Genomic DNA, 20,932 nt, shown 5'->3' with positions numbered 1-20,932 from the left:
ATGCCTAGCGGCAAATCCCTCCACAACGCTTGATGCCCGCCAACCTGCCAATAGGAAGGCCGGGAAGGGGTGGGCGCCGAGCGTCGCTGTCGAACGACAGCGGGCCGGCAGCATTCGCCTGAGGACCGAGGCCCATGAACATCTCGCTGCTCCTGCAGATGGCCGCCGAAGCCGAGCCCGACCGGATCGCTCTGGTCTGCGATGGCCGGCGTTGGTCCTACGGTTCGTTACTGCAGGCGGCGGTCGGTGCGGCGCGGTCGATGCGCGCCAGCGGTGCGACGCACATCGCGCTGCTCGACGAAAGCAGCGAGGCGGCGGCGATCGCCCTGTTCGGCGCGGCGATTGCGGGCATACCGTACGTACCGCTCAACTACCGGCTTGCCGATACCGATCTCGCCGCATTGCTGGGGCGGATCGCGCCGGCCTTCGTCATCGGCGATGTCGAACGGATTTGGCGGCTCAGCCCGGAGGTCGGGCACGATGCCTGGACGCGCGGCGACTTCGTTGCCGAAGCGGAGGCCAAGGCGCACGGCCCCGACCTGGACGAGAGCGAAGAGCCGATCGCGGTACAATTGTTCACCAGTGGCACGACGGCGGCGCCGAAGGCTGCGGTGCTGCGCCACGGCAATCTGCTGTCGTACATTCTGGGCACGGTCGAGTTCGCCTCCGCGCCGGAGGAACAGGCCGCGCTGGTCAGCGTACCGCCCTATCACATCGCTGGCATTGCCGCCTTGCTCAGTTCGATCTACGCGATGCGCCGTCTATTGCTGCTCCCCCATTTCGAGCCCGATGCGTGGCTGGCGCTGGTCGAGGTCGAGCGCGCGACCAACGCGTTCGTAGTCCCCACGATGCTGTCGCGGATCGTCGCCGCGATCGACGCGGGCAACACCGCCGAAATCTCCTCGCTGAAGTCGGTCGCCTATGGCGGCGGCCGGATGCCGCTGGAGTTGATTCACCGTGCGCTCGACCTGTTTCCCGAGACCGGCTTTACCAACGCCTACGGCCTGACCGAGACCAGTTCGACCGTCGCGTTGCTCGGCCCCGACGAGCATCGCGCCGCGCACGGATCGGACGACGCCGATACCCGCGCGCGACTGGGATCGGTCGGCCGGCCGCTGCCGACGGTCGAGCTCGAAATCCGCGACGATGACGGCAGGCCCCTGGCCGCGGGCGAGCGCGGGGAAATCTACGTCCGTGGCGACCAGGTTTCCGGTGAGTATAAGGAACGCAGCGCCTTGGACGCTGACGGCTGGTTTCCGACCCGCGATGCCGGCTGGATCGATGCCGAGGGTTACCTGTTCCTCGCCGGCCGCGCCGATGATGTGATCGTGCGTGGCGGCGAGAATATCTCGCCCAGCGAGATCGAGGACGTATTACTGACCCACGCCGCCGTCGCCGATGCCGCCGCCGTCGCGGTCATCTCGCCGGAATGGGGCGAGGCGGTCGGCATCGCCGTCGCTTGCCGCCCCGGCCACGACCAGCCAGGCGAGGACGAACTGGCGACGCTGATCCGCGACCGGTTACGCTCGTCGCGGATGCCCGAGCGCGTAGTCTTCGTCGAGTCGCTGCCCTATAACGAGATGGGCAAATTGCTGAGGCGCGAAGTACGCAAACTCTTCCACGATCAGGCGTAACGCCCCCCGCCATCCCCCTGGCCGGCATCGCCGACGCCTGGCTGGGGCAATTGGCGCGCGCGACGGGCACCGAAGCTCTGGCGGCGGTCGGCGGCGCGACCCTGCTCGGCGAGCGCGCCATGCTCAGCGGATTTCGGGTCACGGAACGGGTCTCCGCCGGGGGCGGCTGCCGATTGTACGATGCCGCGGACGGGACAATCGCGCTCAACCTGGCGCGGCCGGACGACCGCGCGCTGCTGCCAGCCTTGTTCGAGAGCGAGGTCGCTGACGACGCCACGATCGCGGCGTTGGTGGGTCGGTCCGGCGCCCGGGCGCTGGTCGATCGCGGCCGATCAATGGGGCTGGCGATCGCCGCCGGGGAGGAGGAGGCAGCCCCCTACCCGGCCTGGACGATGCTTGCCGCCGCGCTGCCGGTCGTCGATGACCGGCGCCGGCCGCCGCGCGTGCTCGACCTGTCGGCACTGTGGGCGGGGCCGCTCGCCGCGCACCTTCTGTGGCTTGCCGGCGCCGAAGTGAGCAAAATCGAGAGCACCGCACGGCCCGACGCGATGCGCAACGGCGATACCGATTTCTTCGCGTTGCTCAACCAGGGCAAAGCGAGCATCGTCCTGGATCTGGCCAGCCGGGACGACCGCCGCGCATTGCTCGCGCTGATTGCGGGCGCCGACATCGTGGTCGAGGCGGCGCGGCCCCGCGCGCTGCGCCAGCTGGGCATCGACGCCGATGCGCTGGTCCGCGCCACGCCGGGGCTCGTTTGGTTGACGATAACCGGCCATGGCGCCGAGGGCGAGGCGGCGAACTGGATCGGCCTGGGGGACGATTGCGGCGTCGCGGCGGGCCTGAGCGCCGCTTTGTACCGGGCAAGCGGCATAATGGGGTTTGTCGGCGACGCGATCGCCGATCCGCTTACCGGCATCCGCGCGGCGGCAATCGCCTGGGACGCCTGGATGAAAGGCACCGGAGGCCGTTTCGGACTGTCGATGCGCGGCGTGGCGGCAGCGGCACTGGCCCAGGCGCGTCATGACGATCCGGCGGCGCTGGCCGGCGCGCTGGCGGCGTGGGGCGCTGCCGTCGGCGCGCCGTTCCCGACGGTCGGGCGGCGGGCGGCGGCTTCCGCTCGGCCATTGGGTGCGGACAACGGCACGCGTCTGGCGGCGCTGGCGCCATGCTGATCCGCGATGCCGAGCTTGAAGACGGGCGCCGCGCCGACGTCCGGATCGAGCGCGGCCGGATCGCCGCCATCGGCATGCTGCCGCCAATTGCCGGAGAAACGGTCACCGCCGCGCATGGCGGCTTGCTGCTGCCGGGGCTGCACGACCACCACATCCATGTCGCGGCCACCGCAGCGGCGCTGGCGTCGGTGCGGTGCGGGCCGCCCGACGTCAACGACGCGGCGCGGCTGGCGGCGGTGCTGGGGGTGCCGGGCGCGGGATGGCTGCGCGGGGTGGGCTACCACGAAAGCGTCGCCGGGATGCTCGATGCCGCCACGCTCGACCGCATCGCCCCGACCCGGCCGATCCGCGTCCAGCACCGCGGCGGGCGAATGTGGTTTCTAAACTCGGCCGCGCTCGACACGCTGCTGACCGGCCGCGCGTCGCCGCCGGGGATGGAGCGGCGAGGCGGTCGTTTCACCGGGCGGCTGTTCGACGAAGATAGCTGGCTGAAGACCGCGCTCGCCGACGTGCCTCCAGGATTTGGGGCGGTCGGGGCGATGCTGGCGCGGGCGGGGGTGACCGGACTGACCGAAATCTCGCCCGCCAACGACGCCGCGATCGCCCGCCATTTCATCGCCGAACGGGCAAGCCGCCGCCTGCCGCAGAAGGTCCTGCTGGCGGGACGGCTGGACCTGGCCGCCGCCGACATGGCCGATGGCGTTCGGCTGGGGCCGGTCAAGCTCCATCTCCATGACGCCGATTTGCCCTTGTTCGACGAAGCGGTCGCGCTGATCCGCGCGGCGCATGATCGCGGTCGGGCCGTCGCCATCCACTGCGCGACCGAGGTCGAGCTGGTGTTCGCCCTCGCTGCGCTGGACGAGGGCGCTGCCGCGCCCGGCGATCGCATCGAGCATGCCTCGATCGCCCCGGACACCGCTGTCGCCGAGATCGCCCGCCTCAAGCTGGCGGTGGTCAGTCAGCCGCATTTCATCGCGGAGCGCGGCGACGCCTATCGCGTCGACGTCGCCGCGCCGGACCAGCCGCTGCTCTACCGGCTCCGGGCCTTCCTCGCGGCCGGCGTGCCCTTGGCGGGGGGCAGCGACGCGCCGTTCGGGGGCATCGATCCCTGGGCGGCGATGGCGGCGGCGATGGCGAGGCACACGCGGTCCGGGGCGACGATCGGCCCCGACGAGGCGCTGTCGCCCGAACAAGCGCTCGACCTCTACCTTCGCGATCCGGTGGCACTCGACCGGCGCCGGCGCGTCGCGGTTGGCGAACCCGCCGATTTGTGCCTGCTCGATCGCGGCTGGCAGCGCGCGCGTGGGGATCTGGCGTCAGTCGTCGTCCAGCGTTGCTGGATCGATGGGCGGCAAGTCTTCGATCGCGTCGATCAGCCCCCAGCGTAACGCCGTCGCCGCGCCGATCCGCCGGCCCGACAGGATCATCAGCGCCGTGCGCTGGCGCCCGATGCGGCGCGCTATCGACACGCAGCCGCCAGCGCCGGGGATTAGCCCCATCGCCAGCTCGGGAAGCTGGAACCAGGCCGATGGCGCAGCGGTCACGCGCCGGGCAAAAGCGGCGATTTCCAGCCCCGCGCCGATACAGGCGCCCTGGATGTGGATTTCGACCTTCGCTGCGCATCGTGCCAGCGGGATGGCCGGCAGCGTCTCGGCGCGGATCAGATGGGCGGTGGCGGGATCGCGCGTGGTGCCGAATTCGTCGAGGTCGGCGCCGACGCTGAACGCCGGACCGACCGAGCGCACGACCGTCCGCCGGATGCCGGGATCGCAGGCGGCGACCGAAAAGGCATCGTATAGACCATCGCGGATAGCGCGATCGATCGCGTTTCTTGTCTTCGGACGATCGATGAGGACCGTCAGCGTCCCCGCGTCGCGCGCGACGACGATGCGGCCGGGCGGCGGCGTCCCGGGCTTTCGCGCATCCCGCCAAGTGTGATGCTCTTCACTGCCCTGAAGCATTCCGTAACATAGTGATTCGATCGTCAGCGCCGCGTCGACCGGCACCCCCTCGATGCTGCGGAGCAACTGCACTGTCACCGCCGCCGCGCGGGGATGGGCGGCAACGCTCCTCGCCAATGCCGCCGCGGTCACGGGATGCTCCACCACCGCATCCAGCCGCGTCCCGGCAGGGTGATGGCGGTCGCCCAGGCCGACAATTGGAAAGGGCGGCAGGTGATGTCCAAAAGGATCGTCCGCATCCACCCGGCCGAGATCGACAAAGGCGATCGGCAGCGCCCTGTCGAAGCGGGCCCATGACAGGGCCGCCGGATCGATCGTCCATTGATCGACCATCCTGCTTTCCCTCACGCTCGCCCTTGCAATACGGTGCATACTCGCCTTCTATCACCGGAATGCTTAGCGCTGCACTGCACCACCGCACATCGTACCGCTATGACCGGCCAATCCGTCTAGGGCCGCAGACGATTCGCCTCAGGCCGGCGCCGCACAGCCGCACGCGCATTCCCAATTATGCGCTGAAGATCGAGCCGGCGGACCATTTTACCAATTGGCAGCAGGATCCGCACGGCAACTGGCTGGCGCGGGTCGTCTTCCCCGATCCGATCGATCACTTCGGGGTGACCGTCGACCTGCTCGCCGCGATCGAGACGATCAATCCCTTCGACTTCTTCATCGAGCCCTATGCCGAGCATTATCCGTTCGCCTATGACGAGATGCTCGCCGCCGACCTTGCCGCCTATTACGACATCGAAGCATCCGGGCCGCTGTTCGAGGCGCTGGTCGCCGAGCATGCCGGGCATGAAGGGCGTACGGTCGACTTCCTGGTCGACATCAACGCGCGGCTGCAACAGCGGATCGGCTATGTCATCCGCATGGAGGCGGGCATCCAGGCGGCCGAAGAGACGCTGGCGGTCGGCACCGGATCGTGCCGCGACAGCGCGTGGCTGCTGGTCCAGCTGCTCCGGCGGCTGGGCTTCGCGGCGCGCTTCGTGTCGGGCTATTCGGTCCAGCTGGTCGCCGATATCGAACCGGTCGAGGGCGCCCGGGGCGTGTCGCAGGACATCGTCGACCTGCATGCCTGGGCCGAGGCCTATGTGCCCGGCGCCGGCTGGATCGGGCTGGATGCGACATCGGGAATGTTCGCCGGCGAAGGCCATATTCCGCTGTGCGCGACCCCGCATTACCGTTCGGCGGCGCCGATCTCCGGCCTGGCCGAACCCGCCGAGGTCGATTTCGACTTTGCGATGAGCGTGACGCGGATCGCCGAGGCGGTGCGCATCACCAAGCCGTTCACCGATGCCCGCTGGGCCGCGGTCGAGGCGCTGGGCGAGCGTGTCGATGCCGATTTGGCGCGGCAGGACGTGCGGCTGACCACCGGCGGCGAGCCGACCTTCGTCGCGGCCGACGGCGGCGATGCCGACGAATGGAATGCCGGCGCGGTCGGCCCGACCAAGCAGGGCTATGCCGACAAGCTGGTCCGCGCGCTGCGCGACCGGTTCGCGCCAAGCGGGATGATGCATCACGGCCAGGGCAAATGGTATCCGGGCGAGACGCTGCCGCGCTGGGCCTATGCGATCTACTGGCGCGAGGACGGGGTGCCGGTATGGCGCGACGCCGGCCTGATCGCCCGCGAGGATGGCGCGGGCAAGCCGCCCGCCACGTCGGCGATGGCCGAGGCCTTGCTGAGGGCGATCGCCGCCGGACTGCATGTTCCCGGCGATCATGTCGTCGCGGTTTACGAGGATGAGGAAGCGTGGACGGCGAAGGAAGCCGACCTTCCCGTCAACGCCGATCCGCTCGATCCCAAGATCGCCGATCCGGAGGCACGCGACCGCATGGTCCGCACCTTCACCCGCGGGCTGGACCAGCCGACGGGCTTCGCGCTCCCCGTCCAGCGCTGGCAGGCGGCCAACCACGGATCCTGGATGAGCGAGGCGTGGCAAGTCCGGCGCGGCAAGCTGTATGCGGTGCCCGGCGACAGTGCGCTGGGCTATCGCCTGCCGCTCGGCTCGCTGCCCTATGTGCCGCCGGCCGACTTCCCCTATGTCCATCCGCTCGACCCCGCCGTGCAGCGCGAGGCTCTGGGTGATTTTCATCTGGATCATCCGGTGGCGAGCGGTGACGTCATGGCAGCGCCGGAGCCGCGAACGCTGCCTGGGCTGGAGGTGTCCGGCGTGGCCCCGCAGGCCCGCAACGAACAACAACTGATCGAGGGCGCGGTGCGCACCGCCGTCACCGTCGAACCGCGCGATCATTACCTCTCGGTGTTCCTGCCCCCGGTCAAGGCGCTGGAAGATTATCTGGAACTCGTCGCCGGGGTGGAGGCGGCGGCCGCCGCGCAGCGGGTCGAGGTCAGGATCGAGGGCTATGCCCCTCCACCTGACCCGCGGCTGAAGGTGCTCAAGGTCACCCCCGACCCGGGCGTGATAGAGGTCAACGTCCAGCCGGTATCGAGCTGGGCTGAAACCGTCGAACTGACCACCGCCTTGTACGACATGGCGCGCCGCATCGGGCTGACCGCCGACAAGTTCATGGTCGACGGGCGCAGCATCGGGACAGGCGGCGGCAACCACCTGGTGCTCGGCGGGCGCTCGCTCGCCGACAGTCCGTTCATCCGCCGCGCCGACCTGCTCAAGAGCTTCGTCCTGTATTGGCAGCGGCATCCATCGCTCAGCTACCTCTTCTCGGGCCTGTTCATCGGCCCCACCAGCCAGGCGCCGCGGATCGACGAAGCGCGCCATGACGGGCTGTTCGAGCTGGAGGTCGCGCTGGCGCAGGTGCCCGCGCCGCATGAGGGCGAGGCGCCGCCGCCCTGGCTGGTGGACCGGCTGTTCCGCAACCTCCTGGTCGACGTGACCGGCAACACCCATCGCACGGAAATCTGCATCGACAAGATGTTCTCGCCAGACGGTCCGACCGGGCGGTTGGGGCTGGTCGAGTTTCGCGGGTTCGAGATGCCGCCCGAGGCGCGGATGAGCCTGGTCCAGCAATTGCTGCTGCGCGCGATGGCCGCCTGGTTCTGGCGCGAGCCCCAGCGCGGCAATTTGGTGCGCTGGGGCACGCAGCTCCATGACCGTTTCATGCTGCCGCATTTCGTCTGGTCGGACTTCGTCGATGTGCTCGCCGATCTGCGCGGCGCCGGCTATGACTTCGACGCCAATTGGTTCGAGGCGCAGCGCCAGTTCCGCTTCCCGGTGCACGGCAGCGTCACCGCCGGCGGCGTCCAGTTGGAGATCGCCCACGCGCTTGAACCCTGGCCGGTCTTGGGCGAGACCGGCGCGATCGGCGGCACGGTGCGCTATGTCGACAGCTCGACCGAGCGGTTGCAGGTGCGCGCGAGCGGGCTGGTCGCCGGGCGGCACCTGGTCACCTGTAACGGCAGGCGGGTGCCGATGGCGCCGACCGGCGTCCCCGGCGAAGGCGTGGGCGGCGTGCGATACAAGGCATGGGCGCCGGCCGACTGCCTCCACCCGCGTCTTGCCGTGAACGCGCCGCTGACGTTCGACGTCGTCGACCTGTGGAGCGAACGCTCGCTGGGTGGCTGCATCTATCACGTCGCGCATCCCGGCGGGCGCAATTACGACGACGTGCCGATCAACGGCTATGAAGCCGAAGCGCGACGCCGCGCGCGGTTTCAGGACCACGGCCATACCCCTGGCCGGATCGATATACCGCCCGCGGAGATGCCGGGCGAGTTTCCGATGACGCTGGACCTGCGTCGCCCGGCGGGGCTCTGACGATCGCTGCGGGATGGTCCGCATCAACCATCAGCCATGCAGCTCCACCCGATGGCCAAGCGTCGCGATCATCGCCTTCAGGTCGGCTTGCTCCAACACCCCCGGTGACCAGCGCCCGGCGCCGAAAGCAAGCAAGCGATTGACGAAATCGATCTTAAGCGCGACCTGCGGCGTTATCCGGAACGGGTAGAGGTCGGGCTGGCCCATGCTGCGATTGATCGCGTTGACCGCCGACGACAGCGGCACCCATGCCTCGATGAGCGTCGCCGTATCGGCGGTGAATGGATCGAACGCCACGCATGCGCTCTGGGTCGATGCGCCAGCCGTGAAGTCGATCGACACCCCCAGCGCGCCGATCGTGTCGAGCGTGTCGACGATATGCAGGTAATGCGCGAAGGTCTCGGCGAAATCCTCCCACGGATGCATCGTCGCATAACGTGAGACGAAGTCGTCTTGCGAATGCGAGGACCCGGGTTGTGCGTAGAACGACCGTTGGGCAGCGGCGTAATCGACACGTTCATCGCCGAAAAGCGCACGGAACGGGAGCAGGTCATTGGTGAATTCGACCAGCCGGTGCCAGTAATAATGACCAAGCTCGTGGCGGAAATGGCCGACCAGCGTGCGATAGGGCTCGCCCAGGTCACGTCGCGCGCGCTCGCGGGCCACGCCGTCCGCTTCAATCAGGTTGACAGTAACCAGCCCGGACTGATGTCCCGTGGTCAGCGACGGCGCGAGACCTTGCTCCGCGGCGGGATCATAGAGGAAATCGAACACCAGCCCGCGCGGGTCCTGCGCCCTGGTCAGCGGGGGTATGCCCAACCGGATCAGCGCATGGATCGTCTGCTTCTTGGCGATCTCGATCGCGGTCCAGCGACGCAGCGTGCCGGCAATCGTGAGATCGGGGATCACGCGGTTATACTTGCATCCGGCGCACATCGGCCCGTCGTCGGCGACCAGCCAATTGCAGACCCCAAGCCAGGCATTGCCGCAGGGCTTGAGGGGCAACGCCCTTCCATGGGGCCCATACCAATCGCCGTCGGGATCGAGCGCGTGGAAATGCCCGCAGCCGGGCTCAAATCCCACGCGCCGCCCGCACCCGCGGCAATCGACGGAATCGGAGGCGAGCAATCGATGACAATTGGGGCAGGACAGACTCGACATGCCGCCATGTTTGGCAGGCACGCGCCGCAGTTCAATGGCTCGCGGGCGGAACGAAGCCGATTGGCCGTCCTCCGGCGCCTTTACCCCAAGCAGCGCGATGCCTAGAGCAAGCCGCGAGGAGAAGGCAAACCGATGCAGTTCGATGTCCTGATCGTGGGCGCGGGCCATGGCGGCGCGCAGGCGGCAATCGCGCTCCGCCAGGCAAAGTTCGCCGGATCCATCGCGATCGTCGGCGACGAACCGGAATTCCCTTATGAACGGCCGCCGCTATCAAAGGATTATCTGTCTGGCGAGCGGTCTTTCGAGCGCATCATGATCCGTCCGGCGACGTTCTGGGCCGATCGCGGGATAACGATGCTGACCGGGCGGCGGATCGTCGCGGTCGATCCCGACGCGCATCAGGTGACCGACGATGCCGGCGACATCATCGCCTATGGCACGATGATCTGGGCGACCGGCGGCAATGCGCGGCGGCTGTCCTGTGCCGGGCACGACCTGGCCGGCGTACATACGGTACGGACTCGCGCCGACGTCGACCGGCTGAGCGGCGAACTCGCCGCGACCCGGCGCGTGGTGGTGATCGGTGGCGGCTATATCGGGCTGGAGGCGGCGGCGGTGCTCGCCAAGTTCGGCAAGCAGGTGGTCGTGCTGGAGGCGCTCGACCGCGTATTGGCACGCGTCGCCGGCGAACCGCTGTCACGCTTCTACGAGGCCGAGCACCGCGCGCACGGCGTCGACATCCGGCTGGGCGTGCAGGTCGACAGCCTGGTCGGTGAGCAGGAGCGCGTATCGGGCGTCCGCCTGCACGACGGCGAGGTATTGGCGTGCGAGATGGCGATCATCGGCATCGGCATCATCCCCGCGGTCGGCCCGTTGCTCGAAGCGGGTGCCGTAGGCGGCAACGGCGTGCAGGTCGACGCGATGTGCCGCACGACGCTCCCCGACATCTACGCGATCGGCGATTGCGCGCTCCACGCCAACGACTTTGCCGAGGGCGCAGCGATCCGCCTGGAGTCGGTACAGAACGCCAACGACCAGGCCGGCGTCGCGGTCCGGAACATCACCGGCACGCCGACCAGCTATCATGCGGTGCCATGGTTCTGGTCGAACCAGTACGACCTGAAGCTGCAGACGGTCGGGTTGTCGATCGGGTTCGACCAGGCGCTGGTCCGCGGCGATCCCGGGACGCGGAGCTTTTCGGTCGTCTACATGAGGAATGGCCGGGTGATCGCACTCGATTGCGTCAATGCGACCAAGGACTATGTCCAGGGCCGAGCGCTGGTGATGACGGGCGCCGCGCCCGATGCGGCGCGGATCGCGGATGCCGGGGTGCCGCTGAAGGAGCTTGCCTGACCCTAATCGCTTGCCTTGACGCCGCGACGCGCGCACGACCGGCGCCATTGAGGAGACCTATCCCGATGATCTCGCTTGCGCCTTTTGCCCTGTTCCTGGTCGCCGCGCCGCAAGCCGCGCCCGCCGCCCTCCCCGCTGCCATCCCGACCCCGGCAACCTGCGTCGCCCCGGCGCCGCCGGCGGATCTGGTGGCATGGAGCAACCCGCTGCCCGTGGCCAACGCCACGATGCCCGTGGGCAGCGCCGCGATCGTCCCGCTGACGCCGGTTTCCGCGATCGCCTTTCCTACGGCACCGGCGCGGACGCCGAAGCCGGGCAGCTATGGCATCGCCACCGGCTTCACCATCGCGCGCGCCGGCCGCTATCGGATCGCGCTGGGCGGGGGAGCGTGGATCGACGTGATCAGCGGCGGTCGCCCGTTGACGTCGGTCGCCCATGGCGAAGGCCCGGCGTGCAGCGGCATCAGGAAGATCGTCGATTTCGACCTGGCCGCCGGCACCTATGGCTTGCAACTGTCGGGTGCGACGTCCGACAAGCTGACGGTATTGATCGCCGGCAGCTGACGGCCCTGGGCTCGCTGGTGCGGCGAGGCCGCAATGCCGGCAGACTTTGCGACAAACCGATGTTTGACAGCGGGTTCGCCGGGCTTCATCAGCCCGCCATGCTCCCGACATTTCGCCGGCGCAGCGATGCGCACTCGACCGTCTTCCTTGTGCCCGCCATCCTGTTGCTGATGGCCGGCGGATGTGGCGGCGGCGCCGGGCAAGCCGACGGCAAGCGCGGCAGTATTGGGCCGGCACAGGTCGGCTATATCGTCGTCCAGCCGACCAGCGTGCCGCTGACCACCGAGATTGCCGGACGGACCAACGCCTATCAGACGGCCGAGGTCAGGCCGCAGGTCGCGGGCATCATCCGCAAGCGGTTCTTCACCGAAGGATCGCTCGTCAAGAAGGGCCAGCCACTCTATCAGGTCGATCCCAGCATCTATCGAGCCGCCGCCAACGAAGCCGCCGCCAATCTGGCGGCGGCGCGCGCCACCGCCGAAGCCGCGCGGGTAAAGGCGGCGCGTTACAAGCCCCTGGCCGACGAACAGGCGGTCGCGGCGCAGGATTATACCGATGCCGCAGCCACCGCGAGCCAGGCACGCGCCGCCGTCGACCAGAATCGCGCGCAGCTTGACACCGCGCGGATCAACCTGCGCTTCACGACCGTGCCGGCGCCGATCACCGGGCGGATCGGCCGGTCGCTGTTCACCGAAGGCGCGCTGGTCACCACCAACCAGACCGAGCCGCTGGCGGTTATCTCGCGGCTCGATCCGATCTATGTCGATATCCAGCAGAGTTCTGCCGACCTCTTGACGCTGCGGCGCCGTCTGGCGGGCGGCGGCGCGGTCCCGGTGACCGCCTCCGTCCGGCTGAAGCTCGAGGACGGCAGCGACTTTGGCGCCGCCGGCACCGTGGAATTCTCGGAGGCGACGGTCGATACCGCCACCGGCACGGTGACGCTGCGCGCGCGCTTTCCCAATCCCCAGGGGCTGCTGCTGCCCGGCATGTTCGTGCGCGCGATGTTCGCCCAGGCCAGTGATCCCCGTGCGTTCCTGGTGCCGCAACAGGCGGTCTCGCGCGATCCCAAAGGCAACGCCCAGGTATATATCGTCGGGCCCGGCAACAAGGCGATTACCCGCGCGGTGACCACCACGCGGGTGGACGGCGCCAATTGGGTCGTCACCGCGGGTCTGAAACCCGGCGACAAGGTGATCACCCAGGGTATCGGGCGGCTGAAGCCCAATGCGATCGTCAAGCCCATACCCGCATCCGCGCCCGACCGCCCTGCGCCTGCCGGCGGCAAGGACAAGTCGGGCAAGGGGGGATCGTGATCGATTCCGGCCGCCCCGTCCCGGTCGCGCGCGCCTAGATGTCGCGCATCTTCATCGATCGGCCGATCTTTGCATGGGTCATCGCGATCATCATCATGCTGCTCGGCGTCGGCGGCATCGTCTCGCTGCCGATCGAGCAGTTCCCCGACATCGCGCCCCCGACCGTCAACATCCGCGCGACCTATCCCGGCGCGTCGGCGGACACCCTGGAAACCAGCGTCACCCAGGTGATCGAGCAGCAGCTTACCGGCATTGACGGGCTGCTGTATTTCAGCGCCAATTCCTCGTCGCGCGGCCAGGTGACGATCAACGTGACGTTCGACAAGGGCGTCGACCCCGACATTGCCCAGGTCCAGGTCCAGAACAAGGTGCAGCAGGCGATCAGCCGCCTGCCGCAGCAGGTGCAGCAACAGGGGCTGACCGTCACCAAGTCGAATCCCGACTTCCTGCTGATCGCCGCGATCTACGACACCACCGACCAGCAGACCAATATCGACGTGTCGGACTATATGGTGTCCAGCCTCCAGGACACAATCGGCCGCATCAAGGGGGTCGGCGACACCACGGTGTTCGGATCGCAATACGGCATGCGCGTCTGGCTCAACCCGGACAAGCTGGCGAGCTACAGCCTGGTTCCCGGCGACGTGGTCACCGCGATCACCGCGCAGAATGCCGAGGTCGCGGCGGGCGAGATCGGTGGCGTGCCGAGCGGACCCGACCAGATGCTCAATGCCACCGTCACCGCGCAGTCGCGGCTGTCGACCCCGGCGCAATTCGCCGCCATCGTGATCAAGACGCAGCCGGACGGGTCGACCGTCCACCTGTCCGACGTCGCACGGATCGAGCTGGGCGCGGAGAGCTATGGCGTGATCAGCCGGGTCAACGGTCATCCCGGTGCGGGCCTGGCGGTCAGCCTGGCGCCGGGATCGGACGCGCTGACCACTGCCGAGCTGGTCAAGAAGGCGATCGAGGACAAGTCGAAGACGTTCCCGACCGGCTATGCCTACAGCTTCCCCAACGATTCGACGACGTTCATCAAGCTGTCGATCGAGGATGTGGTGAAGACGCTGATCGAGGCGATCGTGCTGGTCGTGATCGTCATGTTCGTCTTCCTGCAAAGCTGGCGCGCGACGTTGATCCCGACGATTGCGGTGCCGGTGGTGCTGCTCGGCACGTTCGCGGTGTTCGCCGTCGCCGGCTTCTCGATCAACACGCTCACCCTGTTCGGCCTGGTGCTGGCGATCGGCCTTCTGGTCGACGACGCGATCGTCGTGGTCGAGAATGTCGAGCGCGTGATGGAGCAAAATCCGGAAATGTCGCCGCGTGACGCGACCATCCAGTCGATGGGCGAAATCCAGATCGCGCTGATCGCGATCGCGCTGGTGCTATCGGCGGTGTTCCTGCCGATGGCGTTCTTCGGCGGATCGACCGGCGTGATCTATCGCCAATTCTCGCTGACGATCGTGTCGGCAATGGTGTTGTCGGTGATCGTCGCGCTGATCCTGACGCCGGCGCTGACCGCGACCCTGCTGAAGCGCAAGCAGGACGAAAATCACGGCACCTGGGTCTATCGCAAGACCCAGGGTGCGCGCGACTGGTTCAATCGCAATTTCGACCGCATGGTCGACCGGTACACCCATCGTGTCGAGCGCGTGGTCGACCGCAAATGGCTGTTCCTGCTGATCTATGCCGCGGTGATGGCGTTGCTGGTGATCCTGTTCGTCCGCCTGCCGACCGGGTTCCTGCCGACCGAGGACCAGGGGTTTGCCCAGATCCAGTTCAACCTGCCCGCCGGCGCCACGATCAACCGCACCCAGGTCGCCCAGCGCCAGATCGAGAAATACTTCCTGGGCACCGAAAGCAAGAACACCGCCGCCATGCTGATCGTCGCCGGCGCGAGCGGCGGCGGGGGCGGCGGCGGGCAAAATGCCGGCCGCGGCTTCGTCGCGCTCAAGGACTGGAAGGACCGCAAGGGCAGCGACAATGCCGCCGACGCCATCACCCGCCGCGCGACCAAGGCGCTGAGCGGGCTGCGCGACCTCGAATTCTACGCGACCGTTCCCGCCGCGGTGCGCGGGCTGGGCCAGTCGGCCGGGTTCACGATCGAGGTCCAGAATACCGGCGGGCTCAGCCGCGATGCGTTCCGTGGCGCGCGCGACCAGATCCTGGCCGCCGCACGTGAGGATCCCCTGCTCGCCACGGTCAGGCCAAGCGACCTGCCCGACCAGCCCACGCTGAAGGTTGAGATCGATGCACAGAAGCTGGCGGTGCTGGGGCTTACCCAGGCCGACGTCAACGCCACCTTGTCGACCGCCTGGGGCGGCCGCTACGTCAACGACTTCAACGATCGCGGCCGCGTCAAGCGCGTATATGTCCAGGGCGACGCGCCCTTTCGCGCCAGTCCCGAGGATATCGCCAAATGGTATGTCCGCGGATCGACCGGGCAGATGGCGCCGTTCTCGTCCTTCGCGACGGTCAGCTGGGGCAACGCTCCCAGCTCGCTCAGCCGCTTCAACGGCATCTCTTCCTACGAGATCTCCGGCCAGGCGGCGCCCGGCAGGAGTTCGGGCGACGCGCTGACCCGCATGGAGGAACTGGTCGCCAGGATACCCGGTATATCGGTGTCGCTGAGCGGCGTTTCCTATCAGGAACGGCTGTCGTCGGGGCAGGCGCCGATCCTGTACGGCCTGTCGATCCTGGTCGTGTTCCTGTGCCTGGCGGCGCTTTACGAAAGCTGGACCATCCCGGTCGCGGTGCTGCTGATCATCCCGCTGGGGCTGGTCGGCGCGATCTTCGCGGTAACGCTGCGCGGGTTGCAGAACGACGTGTATCTCCAGATCGGGTTGCTGACGACGATGGGCCTGGCGGCCAAGAACGCGATCCTGATGATCGAGTTCGCCGAGCAGGAGGAGAAGAAGGGCAAGCGCATCATCGACGCGGCGCTGACGGCGGCGAAGATCCGGTTGCGGCCGATCCTGATGACCAGTTTCGCGTTCATCTTCGGGGTGCTGCCGCTGGCAATCTCCAGCGGCGCGGGCGCCAACAGCCGCATCGCCATCGGCACCGCGGTGATCGGCGGGATGCTGACCGCGACGATCCTGGCAGTGTTCTACATTCCGTTATTCTTCGTGCTGGTGCGCCGGGGCGCACGCGGCGCGCTCAAGCGGCTGCGTCACGAACAATCCGCGTCCCCCACCCCGCCCGAGCCGGAGCCGGCATGATCCGCAAGCTGCCCGCCATGCTGGCGCTCACGTCGCTTGCCGGCTGCTCGCTGGCGCCGCCTTACCGGCGCCCCGCGCCGCCGGTGCCGCCCTCCTGGCCAGTCGGTGACGCATATCTCAGGACCCGCGAGGCGGTGCTGCCGACGGTGCGTTACGGCGACATCTTCCGCGACCCGCGGCTGCAGGTGATTATCGGCCAGGCGATCGCCAACAATCGCGACCTGCGCATCGCCGCCGCCAACATCGCCGTCGCGCGCGGCCAATACCGCATCCAGCGCGCCGAATTGCTGCCGGAAGTCGACGCGTCGGCCGGCTACACCTATCGCGACAGCGGCACCGGCGGCACGACGACGGGGGGCATCACGGGGGGCGCGGCGACGGGCGGCGGCGGACGCAGTGCCTTTTCGGCCGATATCGGCATAACCTCGTTCGAGGTCGACCTGTTCGGGCGCATCCGGTCGCTGACGACCGCCGCGCAGGACCGGTATTTCGCGACCGAGGCGGCGGCGCGAACGGTGCGGCTGACGCTGATCGGCGACATCGCCGACGCCTGGCTGACCTATGCCGCCGACCGCAGCCTGATGCGCGTCGCCGAACAGACCGCCGCCAGCGCGCAACGATCGGTAACGCTGACCAGGAAGCGGCTCGACGGCGGCATCGCGCCGCGCACCGATCTGCGCCAGGCCGAACTGACGCTTGATACCGCGCGGATCAACATCGCCGAGCAGCGCACCGCGCTGGCGCAGGACGTCAATGCGCTGCAATTGCTGGTCGGCGCGCCCGTCGACCCCGCCTTGCTGCCGTCATCGATCGACGAAGCGGGAGCTACGCTTGCGGAACTGCCTGCGGGGCTCGATTCGTCGGTGCTGTTGCGCCGGCCGGACGTGGTGGAGGCCGAATATTCCCTCCGCGCCGCCAATGCCGAGATCGGCGCGGCCCGGGCCGAGCTGTTTCCCCGCATCAGCCTGACCGGACTGATCGGCTTGGCCAGTTCCGCGCTGACCGGCCTGTTCAGTGGCGGGGCGTTCAATTATTCGGCCGGCGGCACCATCGGCTATCCCATCTTCCGCGCCGGTGCGGGCCGGGCCAATGTCGACGTCACCAGGGCGCAGCGCGAGCTGGCGACCGCTACCTATGAACGGGCGATCCAGACCGCCTTTCGCGAAGTGTCCGATGCGCTGGCCCGGCGTGGGACGATCACCGACCAGCTCGCCGCGACGCGCGCGTTTCGCGACGCCGCGGCGGATAATTTCCGGCTGGCGGACCTGCGCTATCGCGGCGGCGTGACCAGCTTTCTCGAAAGCCTGGACGCGCAACGGTCGCTTTACGCCGCCGAGCGCACGCTGATCACGACGCAACTGACGCGTGCGGGCAACCTCGTTACGCTGTACCGCACGCTGGGCGGCGACTCCCTGGTCGAGGCGACGCCAACGGGTCCGGTGCCGGCCAAGACACCGGACCCAGGGCAATGACCCCGATCAGGCTGCCAGCTTCGCTGCCAGTTCCGCTACCCGCTTCCCCTGATAGCGCGCACCGCCCAGGTCGGCCTCGCTCGGCTGGCGGCTGCCGTCGCCATCGGCGATCGTCGTCGCGCCATAAGGCGAGCCGCCCACGACTTCCTTGACGCCCATCTGCGCCGCATAGCCGTAATCCAGTCCGACGATCGTCATCCCCTGGTGCAGCAGGTTGGTGATGATCGAGAACAAGGTCATTTCCTGCCCGCCATGCTGGCTGGCGGTCGAGGTGAAGGCGGCGCCGACCTTGCCGATCAGCTTGCCGGTGAACCACAATCCGCCGGTCGTGTCCCAGAACGCCGCCATCTGGCTCGGCATGCGCCCGAAACGGGTCGGCGCGCCGACAATGATCGCATCATAATTTGCGAGCGCATCGGGGCCCTCGATCACGGCATGCGCGGTATCGGTCTTGAAATGCGCCGCCTCGACGACCTCCTTCGGCGCGGTCTCGGCGACGCGGCGGATGTCGACCTCGGCACCGGCCGAGCGCGCGCCCTCGGCGACGGCATCGGCCATCTTCTCGATATGGCCGTAGGACGAGTAATAGAGCACGAGCACCTTGGTCATGGGATATTCCTTCCTGCTTGGTTCTCCTCCCGCTCGCGGGAGGGGTGTTTACGCCGCGTCCACCAGCACGAGTTCGGCGTCCTCGAGTGCGGTGATCGTCACCGTCTGCCCGCCGGACAGCGCCGCGCCGTCGCGCGCCTTCAGCGCGACGCCGTCGATCTCGATCGCACCCGTCGCCGGCACCAGATAGGCGTGCCGCCCGCTGCCGACCGCGTGGCTGATCGTCTCGCCCGCGCGCACCATCGCCGCGAGTACGCGCGCATCGGCGCGGATCGGCAGCGCGCCGCCGGCGCCCGTCTGGTCCTCGGCGAATCCGCTCGCGAGCGTCACGAACCGGCCCGAACGGTCGTCCTTCGGGAACGGCTTTGCGCCCCAGCTCGGGCTGCCGCCGGTGCGCGCCGGCTCGATCCAGATCTGGAAGAGCGTCGTCGTCTCGCCTTCCAGATTATATTCGGCATGGCGCACGCCGCTGCCCGCGCTCATCACCTGCACGTCGCCTGCGCCGGTGCGGCCCTCGTTGCCGAGCGAATCCTTGTGCGTGATCGCGCCCGTCCGGACATAGGTGACGATCTCCATGTCGCGGTGCGGGTGCGGCGGGAAGCCGGACTGCGCGCCGATCTCGTCATCGTTCCACACCCGGATCGCGCCCCAGCCCATGCGGGCGGGATCCTGATAATCGGCGAAGGAAAAATGGTGGCGGGCGTTGAGCCAGCCGTGATCGGCATGGCCGAGGCTTTCGAACGATCTCTTCTCGATCATCGCGGGTCTCCTGTCTCGCCGCCAAGATAGGCGTGAAGATCACGCCGTAAATGGAAACGCTGGAAACCGATCGTTTCACTGGTTAAGCTTCCTTCGCCGCGCGAGGAAGGATCGACATGCGCCTGCCGGACCTGGAAGCCTGGGCGATCTTCGCCTGCGTGGTCGAGCACCGCTCGTTCAGTGGCGCGGCCGACGCGATCGGCGTGTCGAAGGCGACGGTCTCCAAGGCGATCACCCGGCTTGAGGCGCATCTCGGCCAGGCGCTGTTCCACCGCACCTCGCGCCGCCTGACGCTGACCGAGAACGGCAAGGCGCTTGCCGCGCACGCCGCGCGCATCCTCGCCGAGGCGACCGCCGCCGAGGAAGCCGCGCACGATGCCGCGACCGCCCCCGCCGGCCTGATCCGCCTGACCGCGCCGACGACGCTGGGGCTCGCCCGGATCGCGCCCGCGATCGCCGAATTCCTGGCGGCGCACCCCGGCATCCAGATCGACCTGCATCTGTCCGATGCCAGGGTCGACATCGTCGCCGAGGGCTTCGACGTCGCGCTGCGCATCGCCGATCTCCCCGACAGCTCGCTGCGCGCGCGCCGCCTGGGCGCGATCGCGATGCACGTCGTCGCGGCACCCGCCTATCTCGCGGCGCATGGCCGCCCGACGCATCCCGCGCAGCTCGGCGAGCATCCGTGCTTCGCCTATACCAACGTCACCGGGCCGTGGCGCTTCTCCGGGCCCGGAGGCACGGAGGCGACGGTCAGGCCCGAGGGGCCGCTGCGTTCGAACAGCGGCGACGCGATCCTGCCGGCGTTGCGCGCCGGGCTCGGCATCGGCGTGCTGCCCGACTTCATCGTCGGGCCCGACCTGGCGAGCGGCACGCTGGAGGCGATCATGGCCGAGTGGCGCGGCGCGCCGCTGGCGCTCCACCTGATGACCCCGCCGAGCAACCTGCGTCCCGCGCGCGTCGAGGCGCTGATCGCCTTCCTCACGGAGCGCTTCCGCCACCTGTGCGACACCGAAACCTGACGCCGGCAAGCGCCTACTCCACCCGCGACTCGTGGATTTAGGCCGATTAATGCCAAATTAACCTTTTGCCTTCATCACCGATCAGGTTAATGGTTTGTGCGGGGCAAGTCGGGGCCGCAGGGGGCTTCGAACGCCGAATAACGGGGAACACGGCCGATGCGCGTGCTGCTGATCGAGGACGAGCCGACGACTGCCAAGGCGATCGAGCTCATGCTGACGACCGAGGGTTTCAACGTCTACACCACCGACCTGGGCGAAGAGGGCTTGGACCTGGGAAAGCTCTACGACTATGACATCATCCTGCTCGACCTGAACCTGCCCGACATGCACGGGTACGATGTGCTGAAGAAACTGCGCGTCGCGCGTATCCAGACCCCGGTGCTGATCCTGTCGGGCATCAACGAGATGGACAGCAAGGTCAGGAGCTTCGGCTTTGGCGCCGACGATTACGTCACCAAGCCGTTCCACCGCGAGGAACTCACCGCGCGCATCCACGCCGTCGTCCGCCGCTCAAAGGGCCATTCTCAGTCGGTAATCAAGACCGGCAAGCTGGCGGTAAATCTGGACGCCAAGACCGTCGAAGTCGAAGGCTCCCGCGTTCACCTGACCGGCAAGGAATATGCGATGCTGGAACTGCTGTCGCTCCGCAAGGGCACGACGCTGACCAAGGAAATGTTCCTCAACCACCTTTATGGCGGGATGGACGAGCCCGAACTCAAGATCATCGACGTCTTTATCTGCAAGTTGCGCAAGAAGCTCAGCCTGGCGACCGACGGCGAAAATTACATCGAGACCGTGTGGGGCCGCGGCTACGTGCTGCGCGAGCCGGATGAGGTGGTCGAGGCTGCGGTCGCCTGAGGCTAACGCAAGTCCAACCTGGGAAGGCAGCACGCTCATCGTGCTAGAGCGGTTTTAAGCTGATTTGAATCGTGAGGGGATTCACAAGAGCGTGGTT

General features: G+C 68.1%; 15 protein-coding genes. 11 read left to right on the top strand and 4 right to left on the bottom strand.

Annotation, left to right across the window (positions count from 1 at the left end; all coding sequences use genetic code 11):
• Positions 1-134: 134 nt before the first annotated feature.
• From ACFE7K_RS10615 to ACFE7K_RS10605, 3 genes are read left to right on the top strand one after another with little or no spacing between them, the layout of a single operon-like run.
• Positions 135-1,634: a class I adenylate-forming enzyme family protein gene (locus ACFE7K_RS10615; RefSeq protein ID WP_375398162.1), complete on the top strand. Its 1,500-nt coding sequence runs from the start codon at positions 135-137 to the stop codon at positions 1,632-1,634.
• Between the two features lie 50 nt (positions 1,635-1,684).
• Positions 1,685-2,806, top strand: a complete 1,122-nt coding sequence (locus ACFE7K_RS10610) for a CoA transferase (protein WP_375398161.1) — start codon at positions 1,685-1,687, stop codon at positions 2,804-2,806.
• Complete coding sequence (locus ACFE7K_RS10605) at positions 2,800-4,194, top strand: amidohydrolase family protein (RefSeq protein ID WP_375398160.1); 1,395 nt, start codon at positions 2,800-2,802, stop codon at positions 4,192-4,194. Before ACFE7K_RS10610 ends, ACFE7K_RS10605 begins: the two co-directional genes overlap by 7 nt.
• Here the strand turns inward: ACFE7K_RS10605 and ACFE7K_RS10600 are convergent.
• A complete protein-coding gene (locus ACFE7K_RS10600; protein ID WP_375398159.1) occupies positions 4,123-5,100 on the bottom strand; it encodes an enoyl-CoA hydratase/isomerase family protein in 978 nt (325 codons plus the stop codon). The two genes, ACFE7K_RS10605 and ACFE7K_RS10600, sit on opposite strands and share 72 nt — an antisense overlap.
• 59 nt (positions 5,101-5,159) lie before the next feature.
• Between ACFE7K_RS10600 and ACFE7K_RS10595 the strand changes: the two genes are divergently transcribed.
• The gene (locus ACFE7K_RS10595) at positions 5,160-8,504 is read left to right on the top strand and encodes a DUF2126 domain-containing protein (RefSeq protein ID WP_375398158.1); all 3,345 of its coding nucleotides are present in this window, start codon (positions 5,160-5,162) and stop codon (positions 8,502-8,504) included.
• Positions 8,505-8,534: 30 nt separating this feature from the next.
• Here the strand turns inward: ACFE7K_RS10595 and ACFE7K_RS10590 are convergent, their stop codons facing one another.
• Positions 8,535-9,665 carry a putative zinc-binding metallopeptidase gene (locus tag ACFE7K_RS10590; protein WP_375398157.1) on the bottom strand — a complete coding sequence of 377 codons (1,131 nt, stop codon included), beginning with the start codon at positions 9,663-9,665 and terminating at the stop codon, positions 8,535-8,537.
• A 132-nt stretch (positions 9,666-9,797) separates the two neighbouring features.
• Between ACFE7K_RS10590 and ACFE7K_RS10585 the strand changes: the two genes are divergently transcribed.
• The 5 genes from ACFE7K_RS10585 to ACFE7K_RS10565 all read left to right on the top strand — a co-directional run bounded on the left by ACFE7K_RS10585 (position 9,798) and on the right by ACFE7K_RS10565 (position 17,587).
• Complete coding sequence (locus ACFE7K_RS10585; protein WP_375398156.1) at positions 9,798-11,018, top strand: NAD(P)/FAD-dependent oxidoreductase; 1,221 nt, start codon at positions 9,798-9,800, stop codon at positions 11,016-11,018.
• 65 nt (positions 11,019-11,083) lie between these two features.
• Complete coding sequence (locus tag ACFE7K_RS10580) at positions 11,084-11,581, top strand: hypothetical protein (RefSeq protein ID WP_375398155.1); 498 nt, start codon at positions 11,084-11,086, stop codon at positions 11,579-11,581.
• A 98-nt stretch (positions 11,582-11,679) separates the two neighbouring features.
• Positions 11,680-12,894: an efflux RND transporter periplasmic adaptor subunit gene (locus ACFE7K_RS10575; protein ID WP_375398154.1), complete on the top strand. Its 1,215-nt coding sequence runs from the start codon at positions 11,680-11,682 to the stop codon at positions 12,892-12,894.
• Between the two features lie 38 nt (positions 12,895-12,932).
• The gene (locus tag ACFE7K_RS10570) at positions 12,933-16,115 is read left to right on the top strand and encodes an efflux RND transporter permease subunit (protein ID WP_375398153.1); all 3,183 of its coding nucleotides are present in this window, start codon (positions 12,933-12,935) and stop codon (positions 16,113-16,115) included.
• Positions 16,112-17,587 (top strand): efflux transporter outer membrane subunit, encoded by a 1,476-nt coding sequence (locus ACFE7K_RS10565; RefSeq protein ID WP_375398152.1) that lies wholly within the window; start codon positions 16,112-16,114, stop codon positions 17,585-17,587. Before ACFE7K_RS10570 ends, ACFE7K_RS10565 begins: the two co-directional genes overlap by 4 nt.
• A gap of 6 nt (positions 17,588-17,593) precedes the next feature.
• On the opposite strand, the gene wrbA is transcribed toward ACFE7K_RS10565, so the two are convergent.
• Both wrbA and ACFE7K_RS10555 read right to left on the bottom strand, forming a co-directional pair.
• Positions 17,594-18,196 carry an NAD(P)H:quinone oxidoreductase gene (wrbA, locus tag ACFE7K_RS10560; protein WP_375398151.1) on the bottom strand — a complete coding sequence of 201 codons (603 nt, stop codon included), beginning with the start codon at positions 18,194-18,196 and terminating at the stop codon, positions 17,594-17,596.
• 48 nt (positions 18,197-18,244) lie between these two features.
• A complete protein-coding gene (locus ACFE7K_RS10555; protein WP_375398150.1) occupies positions 18,245-18,955 on the bottom strand; it encodes a pirin family protein in 711 nt (236 codons plus the stop codon).
• 116 nt (positions 18,956-19,071) lie between these two features.
• Between ACFE7K_RS10555 and ACFE7K_RS10550 the strand changes: the two genes are divergently transcribed.
• Positions 19,072-19,977: a LysR substrate-binding domain-containing protein gene (locus ACFE7K_RS10550; RefSeq protein WP_375398149.1), complete on the top strand. Its 906-nt coding sequence runs from the start codon at positions 19,072-19,074 to the stop codon at positions 19,975-19,977.
• Between the two features lie 156 nt (positions 19,978-20,133).
• Complete coding sequence (gene ctrA / locus ACFE7K_RS10545) at positions 20,134-20,835, top strand: response regulator transcription factor CtrA (protein ID WP_375398148.1); 702 nt, start codon at positions 20,134-20,136, stop codon at positions 20,833-20,835.
• Positions 20,836-20,932: the final 97 nt, after the last annotated feature.

Origin of the sequence: uncultured Sphingomonas sp. (assembly GCF_964244265.1) — a bacterium.
In the GTDB taxonomy this organism is placed as follows: Bacteria; Pseudomonadota; Alphaproteobacteria; order Sphingomonadales; family Sphingomonadaceae; genus Sphingomonas.
This window is presented reverse-complemented; position numbering and strand designations above follow the sequence as displayed.